The sequence below is a fragment of the Acinetobacter sp. AOR14_HL genome (assembly GCF_027855175.1).
In the GTDB taxonomy this organism is placed as follows: Bacteria; Pseudomonadota; Gammaproteobacteria; order Pseudomonadales; family Moraxellaceae; genus Acinetobacter; species Acinetobacter calcoaceticus.
Map to the genome: position 1 here is coordinate 69,021 of NZ_JAKTII010000004.1, position 16,362 is coordinate 85,382.

General features: G+C 38.9%; 13 protein-coding genes. 5 read left to right on the top strand and 8 right to left on the bottom strand.

Translation table 11 applies throughout. The features are described 5' to 3' along the window. Nucleotides 1-10 precede the first annotated feature (10 nt). From rpsF to ppsA, 8 genes are all read right to left on the bottom strand, one after another. A complete protein-coding gene (rpsF, locus tag MKL38_RS04385; RefSeq protein ID WP_003652481.1) occupies nucleotides 11-394 on the bottom strand; it encodes a 30S ribosomal protein S6 in 384 nt (127 codons plus the stop codon). A 184-nt stretch (nucleotides 395-578) separates the two neighbouring features. Next, entirely contained in the window at nucleotides 579-1,457 is an 879-nt protein-coding gene (cyoE, locus tag MKL38_RS04390; protein WP_270902634.1) for a heme o synthase, read from the bottom strand. A gap of 10 nt (nucleotides 1,458-1,467) precedes the next feature. Further along, nucleotides 1,468-1,797 (bottom strand): cytochrome o ubiquinol oxidase subunit IV, encoded by a 330-nt coding sequence (locus tag MKL38_RS04395; protein ID WP_005039594.1) that lies wholly within the window; start codon nucleotides 1,795-1,797, stop codon nucleotides 1,468-1,470. Beyond that, nucleotides 1,797-2,417, bottom strand: a complete 621-nt coding sequence (cyoC, locus tag MKL38_RS04400; protein WP_017388075.1) for a cytochrome o ubiquinol oxidase subunit III — start codon at nucleotides 2,415-2,417, stop codon at nucleotides 1,797-1,799. Before cyoC ends, MKL38_RS04395 begins: the two co-directional genes overlap by 1 nt. 4 nt (nucleotides 2,418-2,421) lie before the next feature. Further along, nucleotides 2,422-4,413 (bottom strand): cytochrome o ubiquinol oxidase subunit I, encoded by a 1,992-nt coding sequence (gene cyoB, locus MKL38_RS04405; RefSeq protein WP_005039596.1) that lies wholly within the window; start codon nucleotides 4,411-4,413, stop codon nucleotides 2,422-2,424. A 3-nt stretch (nucleotides 4,414-4,416) separates the two neighbouring features. Next, on the bottom strand, nucleotides 4,417-5,469 hold the full coding sequence (cyoA, locus tag MKL38_RS04410) for a ubiquinol oxidase subunit II (protein WP_270902635.1): 1,053 nt from the start codon (nucleotides 5,467-5,469) through the stop codon (nucleotides 4,417-4,419). Between the two features lie 316 nt (nucleotides 5,470-5,785). Further along, nucleotides 5,786-6,541 (bottom strand): RDD family protein, encoded by a 756-nt coding sequence (locus MKL38_RS04415; protein ID WP_270902636.1) that lies wholly within the window; start codon nucleotides 6,539-6,541, stop codon nucleotides 5,786-5,788. A 64-nt stretch (nucleotides 6,542-6,605) separates the two neighbouring features. Beyond that, the gene (gene ppsA / locus MKL38_RS04420; protein WP_171066174.1) at nucleotides 6,606-8,993 is read right to left on the bottom strand and encodes a phosphoenolpyruvate synthase; all 2,388 of its coding nucleotides are present in this window, start codon (nucleotides 8,991-8,993) and stop codon (nucleotides 6,606-6,608) included. A gap of 147 nt (nucleotides 8,994-9,140) precedes the next feature. Between ppsA and ppsR the strand changes: the two genes are divergently transcribed. The 5 genes from ppsR (at nucleotide 9,141) to pgaD (ending at nucleotide 16,334) form a co-directional block, all read left to right on the top strand. Further along, a complete protein-coding gene (ppsR, locus tag MKL38_RS04425) occupies nucleotides 9,141-9,977 on the top strand; it encodes a posphoenolpyruvate synthetase regulatory kinase/phosphorylase PpsR (protein WP_003652470.1) in 837 nt (278 codons plus the stop codon). Between the two features lie 387 nt (nucleotides 9,978-10,364). After that, nucleotides 10,365-12,806 carry a poly-beta-1,6 N-acetyl-D-glucosamine export porin PgaA gene (gene pgaA, locus MKL38_RS04430; protein ID WP_270902637.1) on the top strand — a complete coding sequence of 814 codons (2,442 nt, stop codon included), beginning with the start codon at nucleotides 10,365-10,367 and terminating at the stop codon, nucleotides 12,804-12,806. Continuing rightward, nucleotides 12,806-14,632 (top strand): poly-beta-1,6-N-acetyl-D-glucosamine N-deacetylase PgaB, encoded by a 1,827-nt coding sequence (gene pgaB, locus MKL38_RS04435; RefSeq protein WP_270902638.1) that lies wholly within the window; start codon nucleotides 12,806-12,808, stop codon nucleotides 14,630-14,632. Before pgaA ends, pgaB begins: the two co-directional genes overlap by 1 nt. After that, on the top strand, nucleotides 14,632-15,879 hold the full coding sequence (pgaC, locus tag MKL38_RS04440; protein ID WP_270902639.1) for a poly-beta-1,6-N-acetyl-D-glucosamine synthase: 1,248 nt from the start codon (nucleotides 14,632-14,634) through the stop codon (nucleotides 15,877-15,879). The genes pgaB and pgaC overlap by 1 nt, the downstream gene beginning before the upstream one ends. After that, a complete protein-coding gene (gene pgaD / locus MKL38_RS04445) occupies nucleotides 15,876-16,334 on the top strand; it encodes a poly-beta-1,6-N-acetyl-D-glucosamine biosynthesis protein PgaD (protein ID WP_270902640.1) in 459 nt (152 codons plus the stop codon). Before pgaC ends, pgaD begins: the two co-directional genes overlap by 4 nt. Nucleotides 16,335-16,362 lie beyond the last annotated feature (28 nt).

A 16,362-nucleotide genomic window follows, 5' to 3' on the forward strand; every position in this document is an offset into this window, starting at 1 on the left:
GATGTTCTCCTTATTCAGCTTCGTGAGTAACTTGCTGTGCTTCTTCGCGTTGAGCTTTACGCGCACGCTTTTCTTCAGCACTTTTAGCAAGCAATGACTCTTCAGTGATTGCGTGTTCACGACGGATGATAAGGTTACGAATGATCGCGTCATTATAACGGAATAATTCTTCTAGCTCATCAAGCGTAGTTTGACCACATTCAACATTCATAAGAATGTAGTGTGCTTTGTGAATTTTGTTAATTGGGTAAGCCAATTGACGACGGCCCCAATCTTCTAAACGGTGAATTTGACCTTCAGCTTCTTTGATCTGAGAGATATAGCGTTCAACCATACCTACAACTTGATCGCTTTGATCTGGGTGTACTAAAAGTACGATTTCGTAATGACGCATTGTCAGCTCCTTACGGTTTAAACAGCCCCTAATAAATAAAAAATTAGAAGCAAGGAGTCATAACTTAATAAGTTATGTCGCAAAATTTGCGAAGGCTGAATTATAGGTAAAAATTCGACTAAAAACAAATTTTTTGATGAGAAAAGTAAAATTTCTTTACTATAAGGAGGAAATCCTCCCTTATTTAAAAGAGAGGAAGATTTGGAGCAGGGGATTGATAGGTAAAGCTAAAGCTTAAACTTAACAAGGTAATTAATATGACCGAGTAAAGGAAAAAACGTTTAGCCCAAAGTTGGTCATTTTCAGCTTTAAATCCAATAATTGATAAATATAACCAATATGCTGTTAATGCATTAAAGGTTACTAGGAAAAATATATTGGTATAGCCAAAACAATATAAACCATTCAATACGGCTGCAAACAACAGAATATAAATGACACACTCTACTTTCGTGCGATAAATAGAACGTGCAACTGGCAGAATGGGGATTCCCGCATTTTTGTAATCGTCAAAACGATAAATAGCAATTGCCCATGAATGTGGCATTTGCCATAGCGCATAAGCCAAAAACAAAAGTAAGGCGGCTACATCAAAATGATGAGTTACTGCTGTATAACCAATAACAGGAGGACTCGCTCCGGAAATACTACCAATTACGGTTTGATGGATTGAGGTACGTTTTGTCCACAAACTATAAAAACCGACATAGACAATAAAACCAATTATTGCAAACAAAAAAGCGTAAGCATTTACACCGAACCACAAAATACTAAAACCGATAAATCCCAGAACAAATGCATATATAAGTGCAACAGCAGGAGAGATGGTTTTTTTGACCAATGCGCGGTTTTGCGTGCGCTGCATTTTGATATCGATATCTTGGTCTATCACATTATTTACAACACAACCAGAAGCTACAACTAAAGTTGTTCCAAGTAAGGTGAGTAGTAATAATAAGATGTCTATAGAGCCTTGGGCGGCTAAGAAAAAGCCGCCCAAGGTGGTAATGAAATTACCGAAGAGAATTCCTGGTTTAGTCAGGAATAGATATTTTTTCAACATGACAATCAGTTTAGATCATCATATTGTAGTGAAGGTAATTCATAATCCACACAGAACCGATTAAAAGTACCGCGATACATAAGATTGTGTAGATAAATGCAATCATATTCCAACGTTGTTCAGATGATGTATTCATGTGTAGGAAGTACACAAGTTGTACAAGAACCTGAGCAACAGCAGTGATTGCAATTACTGTAACTAAGATGCCACGACTGAAACCACCCGCCATCACCATCCCGAACGGGATGATGGTGAGGATAACAGAAAGGATAAATCCAACAGTGTATTGTTTAAAGTTACCGTGTGACGCACCTGCAGCATTATGATCATGACTACTCATTAGAGAACTCCCATTAAGTAAACTACGCTGAATACACAGATCCAAACGATGTCAAGGAAGTGCCAGAACAAGCTTAAGCAAGCAAGACGACGTGTATTCGGTAAAGTCAAACCATTCTTTTTGATTTGATACATCAAAACTAACATCCACACTAAACCAGAAGTTACGTGGATACCGTGTGTACCAACCAAAGTAAAGAACGATGATAAGAATGCACTGTGAGTTGGACCATGACCAGCATGTACAAGGTGATGGAACTCATAGATTTCCATTCCGATGAACGTTGCACCAAATAAGAAAGTAATGAATAACCAAGTGATTACTTGATTTACATTCTTTTTATAAGATGCAAGTACAGCAAAACCGAAAGTTACCGATGAAATCAATAAGGCAAATGTTTCAGTTAACACGTAGCCTAATGAGTCATGGAACAGGTCATATGCACTTGGAGTTCCTGGTGGAATATGACTGCTTAATACAGCGAACGCAATGAAGAGTGATCCGAAAAGAATCAAGTCACTCATCAAGTATGTCCAGAAACCAAAGACCGTTAAATCGGTATCATCATGTTCATGATGACCATCGTGGCCGTGGTTGTCGTGATGAAGTACTTCAGCCATTTCCTTAGTCCTTCTTCAAGTGTTTTTCAAGTAAAGCATAGCGTTCGTTTTCAATACGCTCAACTTCAGCAGCTGGAACGTAGTAATCAACATTCTTAGTGAATGAGCTTACGATCAAGCTAACAACAGCTGAAACGAATGAAACAACAACAAGCCACCAAATATGCCAAATGAGTGCAAAGCCAAGGATCGTAATGAACATTGCAATGACAAAACCAGCAGCACGATCAGTCGGCATGTGGATGTCTTCATATTTAGTGTTGCGTGCGTATGCTACACCATTTTCTTTGTCAGTCCAGAAACGGTCAATACCGCTTGCATCTGGTTCATGCGCAAAGTTATAGAACGGAGCAGGGGAAGAAGTTGCCCATTCAAGCGTACGTGCATCCCATGGATCGCCTGTAAGGTCCATGTTGTCTTTGCGTTGTAAGAAACCAACAATGATTTGCATTAAGAAACATGCAATACCAATCGCAACGAGAACAGCACCAAATAATGCAATTGCAAGGTAAGGATCCCATTCTGGGTTGTCATATGTATTCAAACGACGAGTCATACCCATGAAACCAAGGATATAAAGTGGCATGAATGCAAAATAGAAACCGAAGAACCAGAACCAGAACGCAGCTTTACCCCATGCTTCATTGAGCTTCCAACCAAACATTTTTGGCCAGTAGTAAATGATGCCGGCAAACATACCAAACACCACACCACCGATAATTACGTTATGGAAGTGAGCGATCAAGAATAATGAGTTGTGTACAAGGAAGTCCGCAGGTGGAACAGCCATAAGTACACCAGTTAAACCACCAATACCAAATGTTATAAGGAAGCCAAGCGTCCATAACATTGGAGTAGTAAAGGTGATGCGACCTTTATACATAGTGAATAACCAAGAGAAGATTTTCACACCAGTAGGAATCGCAATAACCATGGTCATGATACCGAAGAACGCATTAACGTTCGCACCAGCACCCATGGTAAAGAAGTGGTGAAGCCATACAACGAACGCAAGAACAGTAATCGCGATAGTTGCATACACCATAGACTTATAACCGAACAACGCTTTACGAGAGAAGGTTGCAACGATTTCTGAGTATAGACCAAATGCTGGTAATACCAAGATATATACTTCAGGGTGACCCCATGTCCAGATCAAGTTCACATAAAGCATTGGGCTACCGCCAAGCTCATTTGTGAAGAAATGGAAACCGAAGTAACGGTCTAGAGTTAACATTGCAAGTGTACCTGTTAATACAGGGAACGATGCAATGATTAATACAGCCGTACAAAGTGAAGTCCACGTAAAAATAGGCATATCCATCAATTTCATGCCAGGTGCACGCATTTTGATGATGGTAACGAAGAAGTTAACACCAGATAAAAGCGTACCTAGACCAGAAACCTGAAGTGCCCAGATATAGTAGTCAACACCTACACCAGGAGAATATTGAATGCCAGACAGAGGAGGGTAAGCCATCCAACCAGTCGCAGCAAATTCACCTAATACAAGTGAAAGCATCATCAAACCAGCAGCACCAGCGAATAACCAGAAGCTTAACGAGTTCAATAATGGGAATGCAACGTCACGAGCACCAATCTGTAAAGGTACAGAGATGTTCATCATACCAACAACGAGACCCATTGCTACGAAGAAGATCATGATTACACCGTGTGCGGTGAAGATCTGGTCGTAATGGTCTGGATGTAGATAACCTTCGCCGCCGCCTTTAGCGAGGAAAAGTTGTAGACGCATCATAATTGCATCGGCGAAACCACGCAAAAGCATGACCACAGATACAAGAATGTACATGATACCAATTTTTTTATGGTCTACCGTAATAAACCACTCATTCCACAAATATCCCCATTTTTTGAAATAGGTGATACCGCCAAGCACAGCAATTGCACCAAGTGCCATAAGGACCATGGTGACAAGCACGATTGGCTCTGTCGGGATAGAGTCCCAACCCAGTTTACCAAAAATCATATCCATGTCTTATTCCCCTTGAGCAGCGTGTTCAGCTGCAGCATGAGTGTCAGCTGTTGCATGTGCAGCAGAGTGGTCAACACCATGATAGTTACTCATATAATGGTTGATAATTGTTTCAAACAATTTTGGTTCAACTGAAGAGTAATAAGTCACAGGGTGTGGCTTAGTCGGGAACGGTTTCATAGCTTCAGCTTTAGCAAGCGCTTCTTCGTCACCAGCAGCTTTAGCACGATTTACTAAATGCTCGATTTGGTGCTTAGAACGGTCACCATCACGTAAGGTTGCCAATTCAGCTTGGTCAAGCGTAGTTTTTTGAACTGCTTCTGGGTTAATGGTAGAACCATTACCTGCTTTAACAGCTGCTACCCATTCGTTGAATTGTTGCTCTGTAACACTGTGCGCCTTGAAACGCATTTGAGAGAAACCGTAACCTGAGTAGTTAGAAGAGAAACCACGATATACACCAGGTTCATTTGCTAACAAATGAAGGTGAGTTTGCATACCTGCCATTGCATAAATCTGGCCGCCTAACTGTGGAATGAAGAATGAGTTCATTGTAAAGTTAGAGGTGATTTTAAAGCTTAACGGAGTTTTTTCAGGGAAACGTACTTCGTTAACTGTTGCAATGTTTTGTTCAGGATAAATGAAGATCCACTTAAACTGTTCAGCAACAACTTGAATAGTTAAAGGAGCTTTATCTGATTCTAAAGGACGGTATGGGTCATACTTGTGGGAACCCCACCAAGTTAACCAAGCTAAAATACCAATAATAATGACAGGGATACCCCATACTACAACTTCAATTGTAGTTGAGTGTGCCCATGTAGGTTTATAGTCTGCATCTTTATTTGACGCGCGATATTTCCAACCAAACCATAATGCCATGATGATTGAAGGAATCACCACAAGTAACATTAAATAGATCGCAGTCATCATAAGGTCACTTTGACCTTGACCAACTGGACCTTTAGAGTTTAGAAGTACCATATCACCACCACACCCAGTCAAAAGTGCGGCAAGCGTTGATAAAGACAATACAGCTAAAATCGTTTGTCTCATTTTACAACCTCGGTGAAGAGTCCCATTCCCTAATTAAATATGGGATAGCGATTAAAGTGTCGCATGATTGAGAACGCTAATCCTTAAATTTAGACTTCTCAATTATATGACACCGCTACGTTGTAGGGCATTATGCCTCATATCGACAAACTAAGCTATACATAAAGTAGCCTGAAATAATTGTTTTAAAACCCGATTTTTTTTGTAGGGTATCGAATCTATATGGAGCTTTTATTTAAATATCAACTCTCTATAGAAAAAAGGAGGCAGGGTGCCTCCTTTTTTTTTAGACCTTAAATGAATGAGTCATTCACTATCATTTGATCACTTTTGTTCTTGCAATTTTGTCATGTAGCGCCTGTCTCTTTTGCCCTAATGCAAAAGCGTAGTCAATAATTGTACTAATAGGCATAAACAACAAGTTGAGTATGATGAAAACAATACTTCTTAATAAGAAGATGCGAGTTAAATTAACTTTACCATTGCTTTCGGCATCTACAATTTTAATTCCAACAATTTTCTTACCTATACTTTGTCCAAACTTTGTTAAAAGAAAGGCTTGAATTGCAAGCATGATTACGACGTAAACAAGCATAGAATGCCAAGCTTCTATAGGGATTAAAGTGAAAAGCTGGTGTTGTAGTTCTGCTGCTTTAGTTGAAGCAACTTCAGTTGATTGCATTTGTTTTTGCAATTCAAATAATTGCTTATACTGAGATTCATTAAAGAAAAAAGAAGGAATTGCAGCTATTGGTAACCAAAGCAATAAATCAATAATTTTTGCCAAAGCTCGAGATGGAATAGAGGCAAGTTCGTGAATTTTAGGCTCTACACGAACTTGACGAATCGTTTCATTAGATGAGCTGTTTGTGTTTATGACAGGTGCAGAATAACCGATAGGTTGATATACAAGTTTACCTTGGGTTAATTCTCCTAAAGCTTTCCATTCTGTCATGCCTTCATGCCAAGCTAAATCAGTTAACAAAATTTGTTGGCTAGCCAACATTTGATTTACTTGCTCTAAGGTGTAAGGCCCAGCTTGTTGATTATTACGTGCCAAGTAAATTTGCATAAATAAAAATTCTCTGTTCTAAAGATGAAAAAAGACCCACGGATGGGCCTTTTTTTATAACATATTAGATTTGTTTGATTTTTTCTTCAGCAAGGAAGAACCATGTATCTAAAACTGAGTCTGGGTTAAGAGAAACAGACTCAATACCTTGTTCCATTAACCACTTTGCAAGATCAGGATGATCTGAAGGACCTTGACCACAGATACCTACATATTTACCCGCTTTACGGCAGGCATGGATTGCCATTGAAAGAAGTGCTTTAACTGCTGCATCACGTTCATCGAATAGATGCGAAACAATACCTGAGTCACGGTCAAGACCGAGCGTTAACTGAGTTAAATCATTCGAACCGATAGAGAAACCATCGAAATGCTCTAGGAATTGTTCAGCTAATAGGGCGTTAGTTGGTAATTCACACATCATGATTACTTTTAAGCCGTTCTCACCACGTCTCAAACCATTTTGTGCTAGTAACTCAATAACGCGTTTTGCTTCAGATACAGTACGTACAAAAGGAATCATGATTTGAATATTGGTTAGACCCATTTCATCACGAGCTTTCTTAAGTGCACGGCATTCTAATTCGAAACAGTCACGGAAGTTATCAGATACATAACGGCTTGCACCACGGAAACCGAGCATTGGGTTTTCTTCTTCAGGCTCGTATAACTTACCGCCAATCAAGTTTGCATATTCATTTGATTTGAAGTCAGACATACGAACGATAACTGGCTTGTCACCGAATGCAGCAGCAAGAGTTGCAATACCTTCAACCAATTTTTCAACATAGAAATCTACAGGTGAAGCATAGCCCGCAGTACGAGTTAGAACCGCAGCACGAGTTTCACGAGGTAGGCTATCAATGTTGAGTAGGGCTTTAGGATGCACGCCGATCATACGGTTAATAATGAACTCAAGACGAGCAAGACCAATACCTTCATTTGGAATTTGAGCAAAGTCAAACGCGCGGTCAGGGTTACCTACGTTCATCATAATTTTGAACGATAGCTTAGGCATAGATTCAATTGAGTTGCGTTGAACTTCGAAATCTAAAGCACCTTCGTAAATGAAGCCAGTATCACCTTCAGCACAAGAAACTGTTACTTCTTGACCGTCAGTCAATACTTCTGTTGCGTTACCACAGCCGACAATAGCAGGTACACCAAGTTCACGTGCAATAATTGCCGCGTGACATGTACGACCACCACGGTTAGTAATAATTGCCGCGGCACGTTTCATTACCGGTTCCCAATCAGGGTCGGTCATATCTGATACAAGAACGTCGCCTTCTTGAACTTTGTCCATTTCTTTAATTGAGCTAATGATGCGGACTTTACCAGAACCAATACGTTGACCAATTGAACGACCTTCACAAAGAACAGTACCTCTTTGTTTAAGAAGATAGCGCTCCATTGTGCCTACATTTTGACGGCTTTTTACCGTTTCAGGACGAGCTTGAACAATATAAATTTGACCATCATCGCCATCTTTCGCCCATTCGATATCCATTGGCGCACCGTAGTGCTGCTCAATAATAAGCGCTTGTTTAGCTAGTTCTTGTAACTCATGATCATTTAAAGCAAATTGTTGGCGCTCTTGTTTCTCAACATCAACAACGACAACAGATTTACCAGCAGAACCTTCTTCACCATAAATCATTTTCTGGTGTTTTGAACCAAGGTTGCGGCGTAAAACTGAATGTCTACCAGCATTTAATAGTGGTTTAGATAAGTAAAATTCATCTGGGTTAACTGCACCCTGTACAACCATTTCACCTAAACCATAAGATGCGGTAATAAACACAACTTCGCGGAAACCAGACTCGGTATCAAGTGTAAACATTACACCCGCAGCGCCAGTTTCAGAGCGAACCATACGCTGAACGCCTGCAGAAAGTGCAACGACGTCATGGTCAAAACCTTGATGTACACGGTAAGAAATTGCACGGTCATTATATAAAGAAGCAAATACTTCTTTAATCGCAATAAGAACGTTATCAATACCGCGAATATTCAAGAAAGTTTCTTGCTGACCTGCGAATGAAGCATCTGGTAAATCTTCAGCAGTTGCAGATGAACGAACGGCAACCGCGATTTCTGGGTTGCCGTTAGAAAGTGTTGTAAAAGCGGCGCGAATTTCTTGTTCTAGGCTTGCAGTGAGTGGAGTCTCTACAATCCATTGACGAATTTTAGCACCTGTTTCTGCAAGAGCATTTACATCATCAACATTGAGTTGAGCAAGTTCTGCTTGAATTCGAGCGTTAAGACCGCTTTGATCTAAGAACTCACGATAGGCATCAGCAGTAGTTGCAAAACCGCCTGGTACCGATACACCAGCATTTGATAAATGACTGATCATTTCACCCAAAGATGAGTTTTTCCCACCTACGAGTTCGACATCGTGTTTCCCTAATTTTTCTAGACCGATTACGCGCGCTTCCAAAGTTTTCACTCCACTTTTGCAGTATTAATGTCTATCTTGGCATGAAATTATAAAAATAAAGTGCTTAGTTGAGAATTATACTAAGCGACAGTCATGTAAGATCAGTTTACTATAAAGATTATATAGTACTAAGACAAATGTTTAAGGAGAATTTTAATGTCAGAAAGTAAACAATTTAAGCGAAGCGTTTTTTTTATTTCTGATGGAACTGCAATTACTGCAGAGACTCTTGGACATTCGTTATTAGCACAATTTCCCAATGTAGATTTTGATATTCATATCATGCCTTATATTGCAACCGAAGAGGCTGCAATGGAGATTGTAGTCGAGATTAATCGATGTCAAACCAAAGATGGTTGTCTGCCTTTAGTATTTGATACTTTAGTTGATCCACATGTGCGAGAAATCATTAATACTGCTAAAGCAGTTAATCTTGATGTATTTGAAGGTTTAATCAGTAAATTAGAACAAGAACTAGGTACGCCACCCACCACATTGGTTGGACAGACACATGCCGTGACTGATTCTGAGTCTTATAAGGCCCGTATTGATGCTGTTCATTTTGCGCTTGATAATGATGATGGAGCGCGTACTCGCCATTATGATAAAGCTGATTTAATCTTAATTGGAGTTTCTCGTTCGGGGAAAACGCCGACCTCTATTTACTTATCGCTTCAATTCGGTATTCGTGTTGCAAACTATCCATTAACAGAAGAAGATTTGGATGATAACCGTTTACCAGCAGTACTAAGACCACATCGTAATAAATTGTTTGGTTTAATGATTGATGCTGAGCGATTAGTTGCGATTCGTAGTGAGCGTAAAGCTAATAGTCGTTATGCAAGTTTTAGTCAATGCCAAATGGAACTTAGAGCAATTGAAGGAATCTATATTTCAGAAGGGATTAAATATTTAAACGTGACTGAAATGTCGATTGAAGAAATTTCAACGCGTGTTTTGCAGATGACCGGATTAAAACGTCGTATTGGTTAATTTAATCAACTGCTTATTTTAACCATTCGATTTATGTATATTAATTTATAAATAAATTGAGTGGTTTTTAAAAATATAAATACAATAAAAATAAAAGTTTTAAATATAAAACCAAACATTATTAAATGTTTTTTATTGGTTATAAACCTGTACTTCTTTTGCAACTCATTTGTAAATTTAAATAATACTATTGAAAAGAAGTGTATGTATTTTATTGTGCTGAAAAATGGTAATTGTTTAATTTTACTAAATATTTTAAAAAAACAATCAAAAAAAATCCATATTTCAAAAATGTTAACTAGATCACACTATTTTGATGTTGTGTGATTATTTATTTGTTTTTAATTATACTTTCCCACCTCGATATGGGACTATCCGATTATCAAAATGCTAAAAAAATGTGTTTTTTCATTGGTATACATCTTGCCTCTCAATTTATATGCTGCTCAAGTGGATGAATTGAGAGAGCAGGCTATTCACACTTATAAAACTGGACAAACTCACCAAGCAATATTTCAACTGGATCAATTGCTAAATAAATACCCGCATGACCAAAAATTGCTAGCTGATTATTTAGTTGTAATGTCAAATGAAAAAAATGATCTAGTAACTTTTTCTCAGCATTTAGCAAATATTAATCCGGTTACTTTTCCACAATATGGACAGTTACCTTTAATACGTAATTTTCGTGATTTTAAACACTTTAAAAATGCGATTGATTGGTCGAATAAATTTAATATTCAAAAAACACTTGATGGGCAGATTTTGTTAGCAGTTTTATATGCTGAAGCTCAGGATGTTGTAAAAGCCAAAGCACAGTTAGCACAAGTTAATAGTAAAAATTTGAAGACTGATCAACTCGTGCAAATAGCTTATGCCTATCGTGTTATCAATTTACCTGTAGATGCTTTATCTGCAATTGAACAAGCATATAAGCAACAGCCTAAGTCTTTTGCAGTTTTACAAGAATACAGTTATGACTTAGCGGCTGTGGGGGCTTATAACAAGGCACAGCAGTTATTGTTTGCTAGCGATAAAAATGCAGAAATAGAATCGTTACAACACTGGCTACAAGTCAGTGAGTTTTCTCAACGTGTAAATAATGCAATTGCTCGCTATAAATATTTGAATCGAGAAGGCATGTCCGATAGTGAAGGCTTTGCTGAACTTGATGCTGTATTGAAGCAAGGCGAGCAAATGCAGCCTTTGATTCAACCGTCAGACCCTAATTATTTAAGATTTCATTATGACTATATATATGCGTTAGATTTCCGTGGGCGTACTCGTACAGTCTTGGATCAATTTACTAAATTAAATATACCTTTAGAAAAACTACCTGCCTATATTCGTCATGCAATAGCTGATAGTTATTTAGCTGAAAGACAGCCACAGCAAGCTGAACTTGCCTTTAAAACCTTGCTTACGGAAAAAAACTATCCAGATATGACGGTATATACTGGACTGTACTATTCATATATTGAGCAAGAAAAATATAAACAAGCTGAACAATTTTTGAGTGAGGTTGATCGACTTGTTCCGATGTATAAATATAGTCAGGCAAAAGGTGTAGACAAAACAAGTCATTCCGACCGTGATGATTATATTAATTTACAGGGCATGCACTTAGCTTATGCAAATCATCTTGATCAAGCAGAAAAGCATTTTCAAAAACAAGTAGATCTTGCGCCTGCCAATGAAGGTTTAATTAATAATCTGGCTCGTGTTGAGCGTTGGAGAGATAAACCTCTACAGTCCAAGCAAACTATTTCTCGTTTAAATGGTTTAACACCTGTTGCCAAAGATACTCGAATTAACCAGATGCAAAATGCTCAGGCTTTAGGAGATATTCCAGAATGGCGTAAAAATACTGAAAGTCTTTTGGAGTATTACCCTGAAGATGGTGGAGTAATTAAAAGTCGAAAAGAGTTAGATGACCGCAATAGACCGACAATTTCTCACTCAACAACTTGGGGGCAAAGTAAGGCAGATAGTAGTAGCGATTCTGTGAGTGGTCAGAATGGTTTAAAAGACCGCGAAATGGAAACCCGTGTTAATAGTCCATGGATCAAAGATAATTATCGTTTATTTGCTTGGCATCAAGATCGTTACGGAGAATACCGTTTTGGTGATGTGCATGACCAACGCTATGGTGTCGGGGCTGAGTGGCAAGCAAACCGTAAGGCATTGTCGGCAATTTTGTCGCAAAGTACAGATGGTGGACAAGCAGGTGTTCGTCTCGATTGGTCGCAATGGTTAAATGACCACTGGCAGTATCAATTGCAATATGACAGTCAGGCTAATATTCCATTACAGGCAATTGATGCTGGTGAAGATGGACAAGCTTACCGTGCTGCTTTGACATGGCAAAAAGATGAGTCACGTCAGATTGGGGCGAGTTATGGTCTAACTGATATTAGTGATGGTAATAAACAACAAGAATTTTCGACTTTTTGGCGCGAACGATTATTTGATACGCCGCACCATATTACCTACGGGACCGTTCGTGGATTTTATGGCAGCAATAGCCAAGATCAGACTGCCTACTTTAGCCCCAGCAACCATTACAGTGCTGAGTTAAATTTAAGTCATGACTGGGTAACTTGGCGAGAATATGAGCGCTCATTTAAGCAGCATTTTGAAGCTGGAGTGGGACTCTATAAACAAGCAGATTACTCGGCTAGACCAACATACTCTCTGCAATATCAGCATCAATGGCAGCTCTCACGGACTTGGCAACTTAATTATGGAATAGGTTGGCAATACCATCCATACGATGGTCATGATGAACAGCATACCTACGGTATTTTCGGATTTGAAGGGCGTTTTTAATGAATAATATGATGTCAAAAATGTTGAGCTGTGTGTTTGCTTCAACATTATTACCCGTACAATTTTCTCATGCCCGCATTGAAACTGAACTACCAAAAAATCATACGGTTTCTTTAACTTTTCATGATGTGCGAGATGATGTGTTAAAGGAAGGTGACAGAGATGTTTATGCGATTCAGACAAAAAATCTGGCACAGTTTTTAGATTGGCTGAGTCAATCTGACTGGAAGCCGATTCGTTTAAAAGACATTGAGGAAGCTCGTAAGCAAGGTAAAGAATTGCCTCATAATTCTATTCTACTTACTTTTGATGATGGGGCTTTAAGTAGTTATAGCCGAGTATTTCCATTACTTAAGCAATATCAGATTCCGGCAGTTTTTGCTCTTCCGACCAGTTGGATAAATGGCAATACGCAGGCAGGTTATGAAGCCTATGGTCAAGGTAACTTGGTGAACTGGGCTCAAGTTCGTGAAATGCAAGCATCTGGTTTAGCTGAGTTTGCAAGCCATAGTGACGATTTACATCATGGCATATTGGCCAATCCTCAAGGCAATGAGCAACCTGCTGCGACTTCGTATGCATATTTAAAATCGCAATCACGTTATGAAACGGATGCAGAATATCAACAACGTATTTTGCAAGATTTGAAAAAATCTTACGCAGTTTTGAAAAAAGAAGTCGGTGTTAATCCCAAAGCAATTATCTGGCCTTATGGCGCCGTGAATGAGCAACTGGAAAAACTGGCACAGCAGGCAGGTTTTGATTTTTCTTTCAGTTTGGGTCGTGATGGTATGAATCGAGTGAGTGATTCAACATTTAAACGAAGCTTAGTTATAAACAATCCTACCGCTGAACAGCTCACTGAAGGCATGTTAAATATTTTAAATTTTGAAGAGTCTGATTTATTTAAACAGCCTCGTCACTTTGTGAGTATGGATTTAAAGCAGTTAGCAGCGCTACAAAACACCCAAACAGATGAAAAATTAGGGCAGCTGTTATCAAAACTATACAGCTTAAAAAACAATGCCTTAATCTTAAAACCTTTGGAAGATAAAGATGGAGATGGGCAATATGATGTTGCTTATTTCCCTACAGATAAAATGCCTGTTCAACAAGATATTTTAAACCGTAGTTTATGGCAGGCTCAAACTCGTGCGGGCCAAGCGGTAATATTAGAGTTACCTGCTTATCCTCAAAAAGATAAGCCATTTTTAGCAGTAGATTTGGCAAAAGATATTGCACGCTTAAATAGTAATTTAAGTGGTATTCAGCTTAATGCGGGCACATCTTTAAATTGCGAAATGCAAACAGTAACCGCTCAAGAGAATAGCTGTATTGAACAATCAAAACATCTTGCTCAACTTAGCCAACTTACTAAAAAAGCTGTAAAGCCTTATTTAAATATGAGTAACCAAGGGCAGTTTATTTTATTGCTTACTCCTGATCTAGACCATGTAGAAAATCTACCAGCACTTTTAAAAACACTTTTATCGCAACATGATTTGGTCAATTTGAAGTTCGACATGATTGGCAAGAAAAAGCAATTTAATCAGTTATTAGCACTTTTAAACATGCTTGATGAAAAAGATAAGCAAAGAATTATGCTGACTTTAGTGTTGCCAGAAAATGCTTCAAAGACCAATTGGGAAGAAGTACAGCAAGGGCTCTTTTCGATTCAGCGAACAGGGATTCAGAAGTTCGGGATTGATGGCTATAGTTTTGAAAAATCAAAAGATGTACATCAGTATTTATATAATCCGGTCAGTCTGAATGCTAGCCCTGTCATGTATCAGCCTTTTGCTGGATTAGTAGAGGGGAAAAAGTAATGAGAGTATTACTCGATATTCTATTTGCTTTTGCCTTTTTATATCCTTTACTCATGGCTTGGACATGGATGGTAGGAGGACTTTGGTTCTTTTTTAAAAGGGAATACCGCGAACAAACGCTGCCCGAACCAACCAGCGAAGGGTGCAGTATCATTATTCCGTGTTTTAACGAAGAAGCTCAGGTACGACAAACCATTCGTTATGCACTGCAAACTAAATATCCTAATTTTGAAGTGATTGCAGTCAATGACGGAAGTAGTGATAGAACAGCTGAAATTCTCGATGAATTGTCAGCGCAAGATTCACGACTTCGGGTTGTACACTTAGCTGAAAATCAGGGTAAAGCTGTAGCTTTAAGATCGGGAGTACTGGTCAGTAAATACGAATATCTTGTTTGTATTGATGGCGATGCACTATTGCATCCGCATGCTGTACTTTGGTTAATGCAGCCATTTATTAACTTCCCGCGAATTGGTGCTGTAACGGGTAATCCACGAATTTTAAACCGATCTAGTATTTTAGGAAAATTACAGGTTGGCGAATTTTCTTCGATTATTGGTTTAATTAAACGTGCCCAGCGTACATATGGTCGTATTTTTACAGTGTCTGGTGTGATTGCCGCATTCCGTAAAACAGCGCTCGTTCGAGTCGGGTTTTGGTCAGACGATAAAATTACCGAAGATATTGATATTTCATGGAAGCTACAGCTAGATCATTGGGATATTCAGTATATTCCACAAGCGCTTTGCTATATCTATATGCCCGAGACATTTAAAGGTTTATGGAAACAGCGCCTTCGCTGGGCACAAGGTGGGGTAGAGGTTCTTTTAGAATATATTCCACAAATGTTCAAATTGCGCGTACGTCGTATGTGGCCAGTGATGCTTGAAGCTCTTGTTAGTATTATCTGGTCTTATGTGATGATTATGATCTTCACTCTGTTTTTTGTGGGATTGTTTGTTGACTTACCTCTGCAATGGCAGATCAAAACACTGATGCCGCAGTGGTACGGCGTAATATTAGGCGGCACATGTCTGATACAGTTTTTGGTGAGTTTGTGGATTGATCAACGCTATGACCGCAGCCGCTTTTTTAGAAATTATTTTTGGGTCATTTGGTATCCGTTATTTTTCTGGCTACTGACTTTGTTCACAAGTGTTGTTGCGGTACCAAAAACTTTATTTAACACTAAGAAACGTGCTCGCTGGGTAAGCCCAGATAGAGGCTTCCGTGGAGATAACCCATGAAACATGAGGAAAACAAGGATATAGAGATTTTAGATATCCCTGAATATATTGACCAGCCAGAATACGTCAAAAATAAGACAGCAAACTATACATTGCAAACTATTGGGTGGATTTGTTTGATGTGGTTGCTTTTCCCATTGGTTTCAGTGTTCTTATGGGTTTTTGAAGGGCACCTAATTTATGATTATGTCTGGGTCGACCATTTATCAGAAGTTAAGACCTTACTTCATTTAGCATTATTAATCGGGATTAGCGCGCTTATTTTAATTTTGTGGGCGAGTTATAACTGGATTAGGTTCAGTGGTGAAGACCGTCGGACGAAAGCACCGAATAGTTCTGTTGAACTGCTAGCTGCCCAATTTTCGGTTAGTCCCGAGATCTTGAGTGAATTGCAAAAGAAACAACGCATTATTTTGCATTACGATGATCATGGCAATTTGCAAAAATATGAGTAAATGAGAAAAAGCATGGCCTAAAGCCATG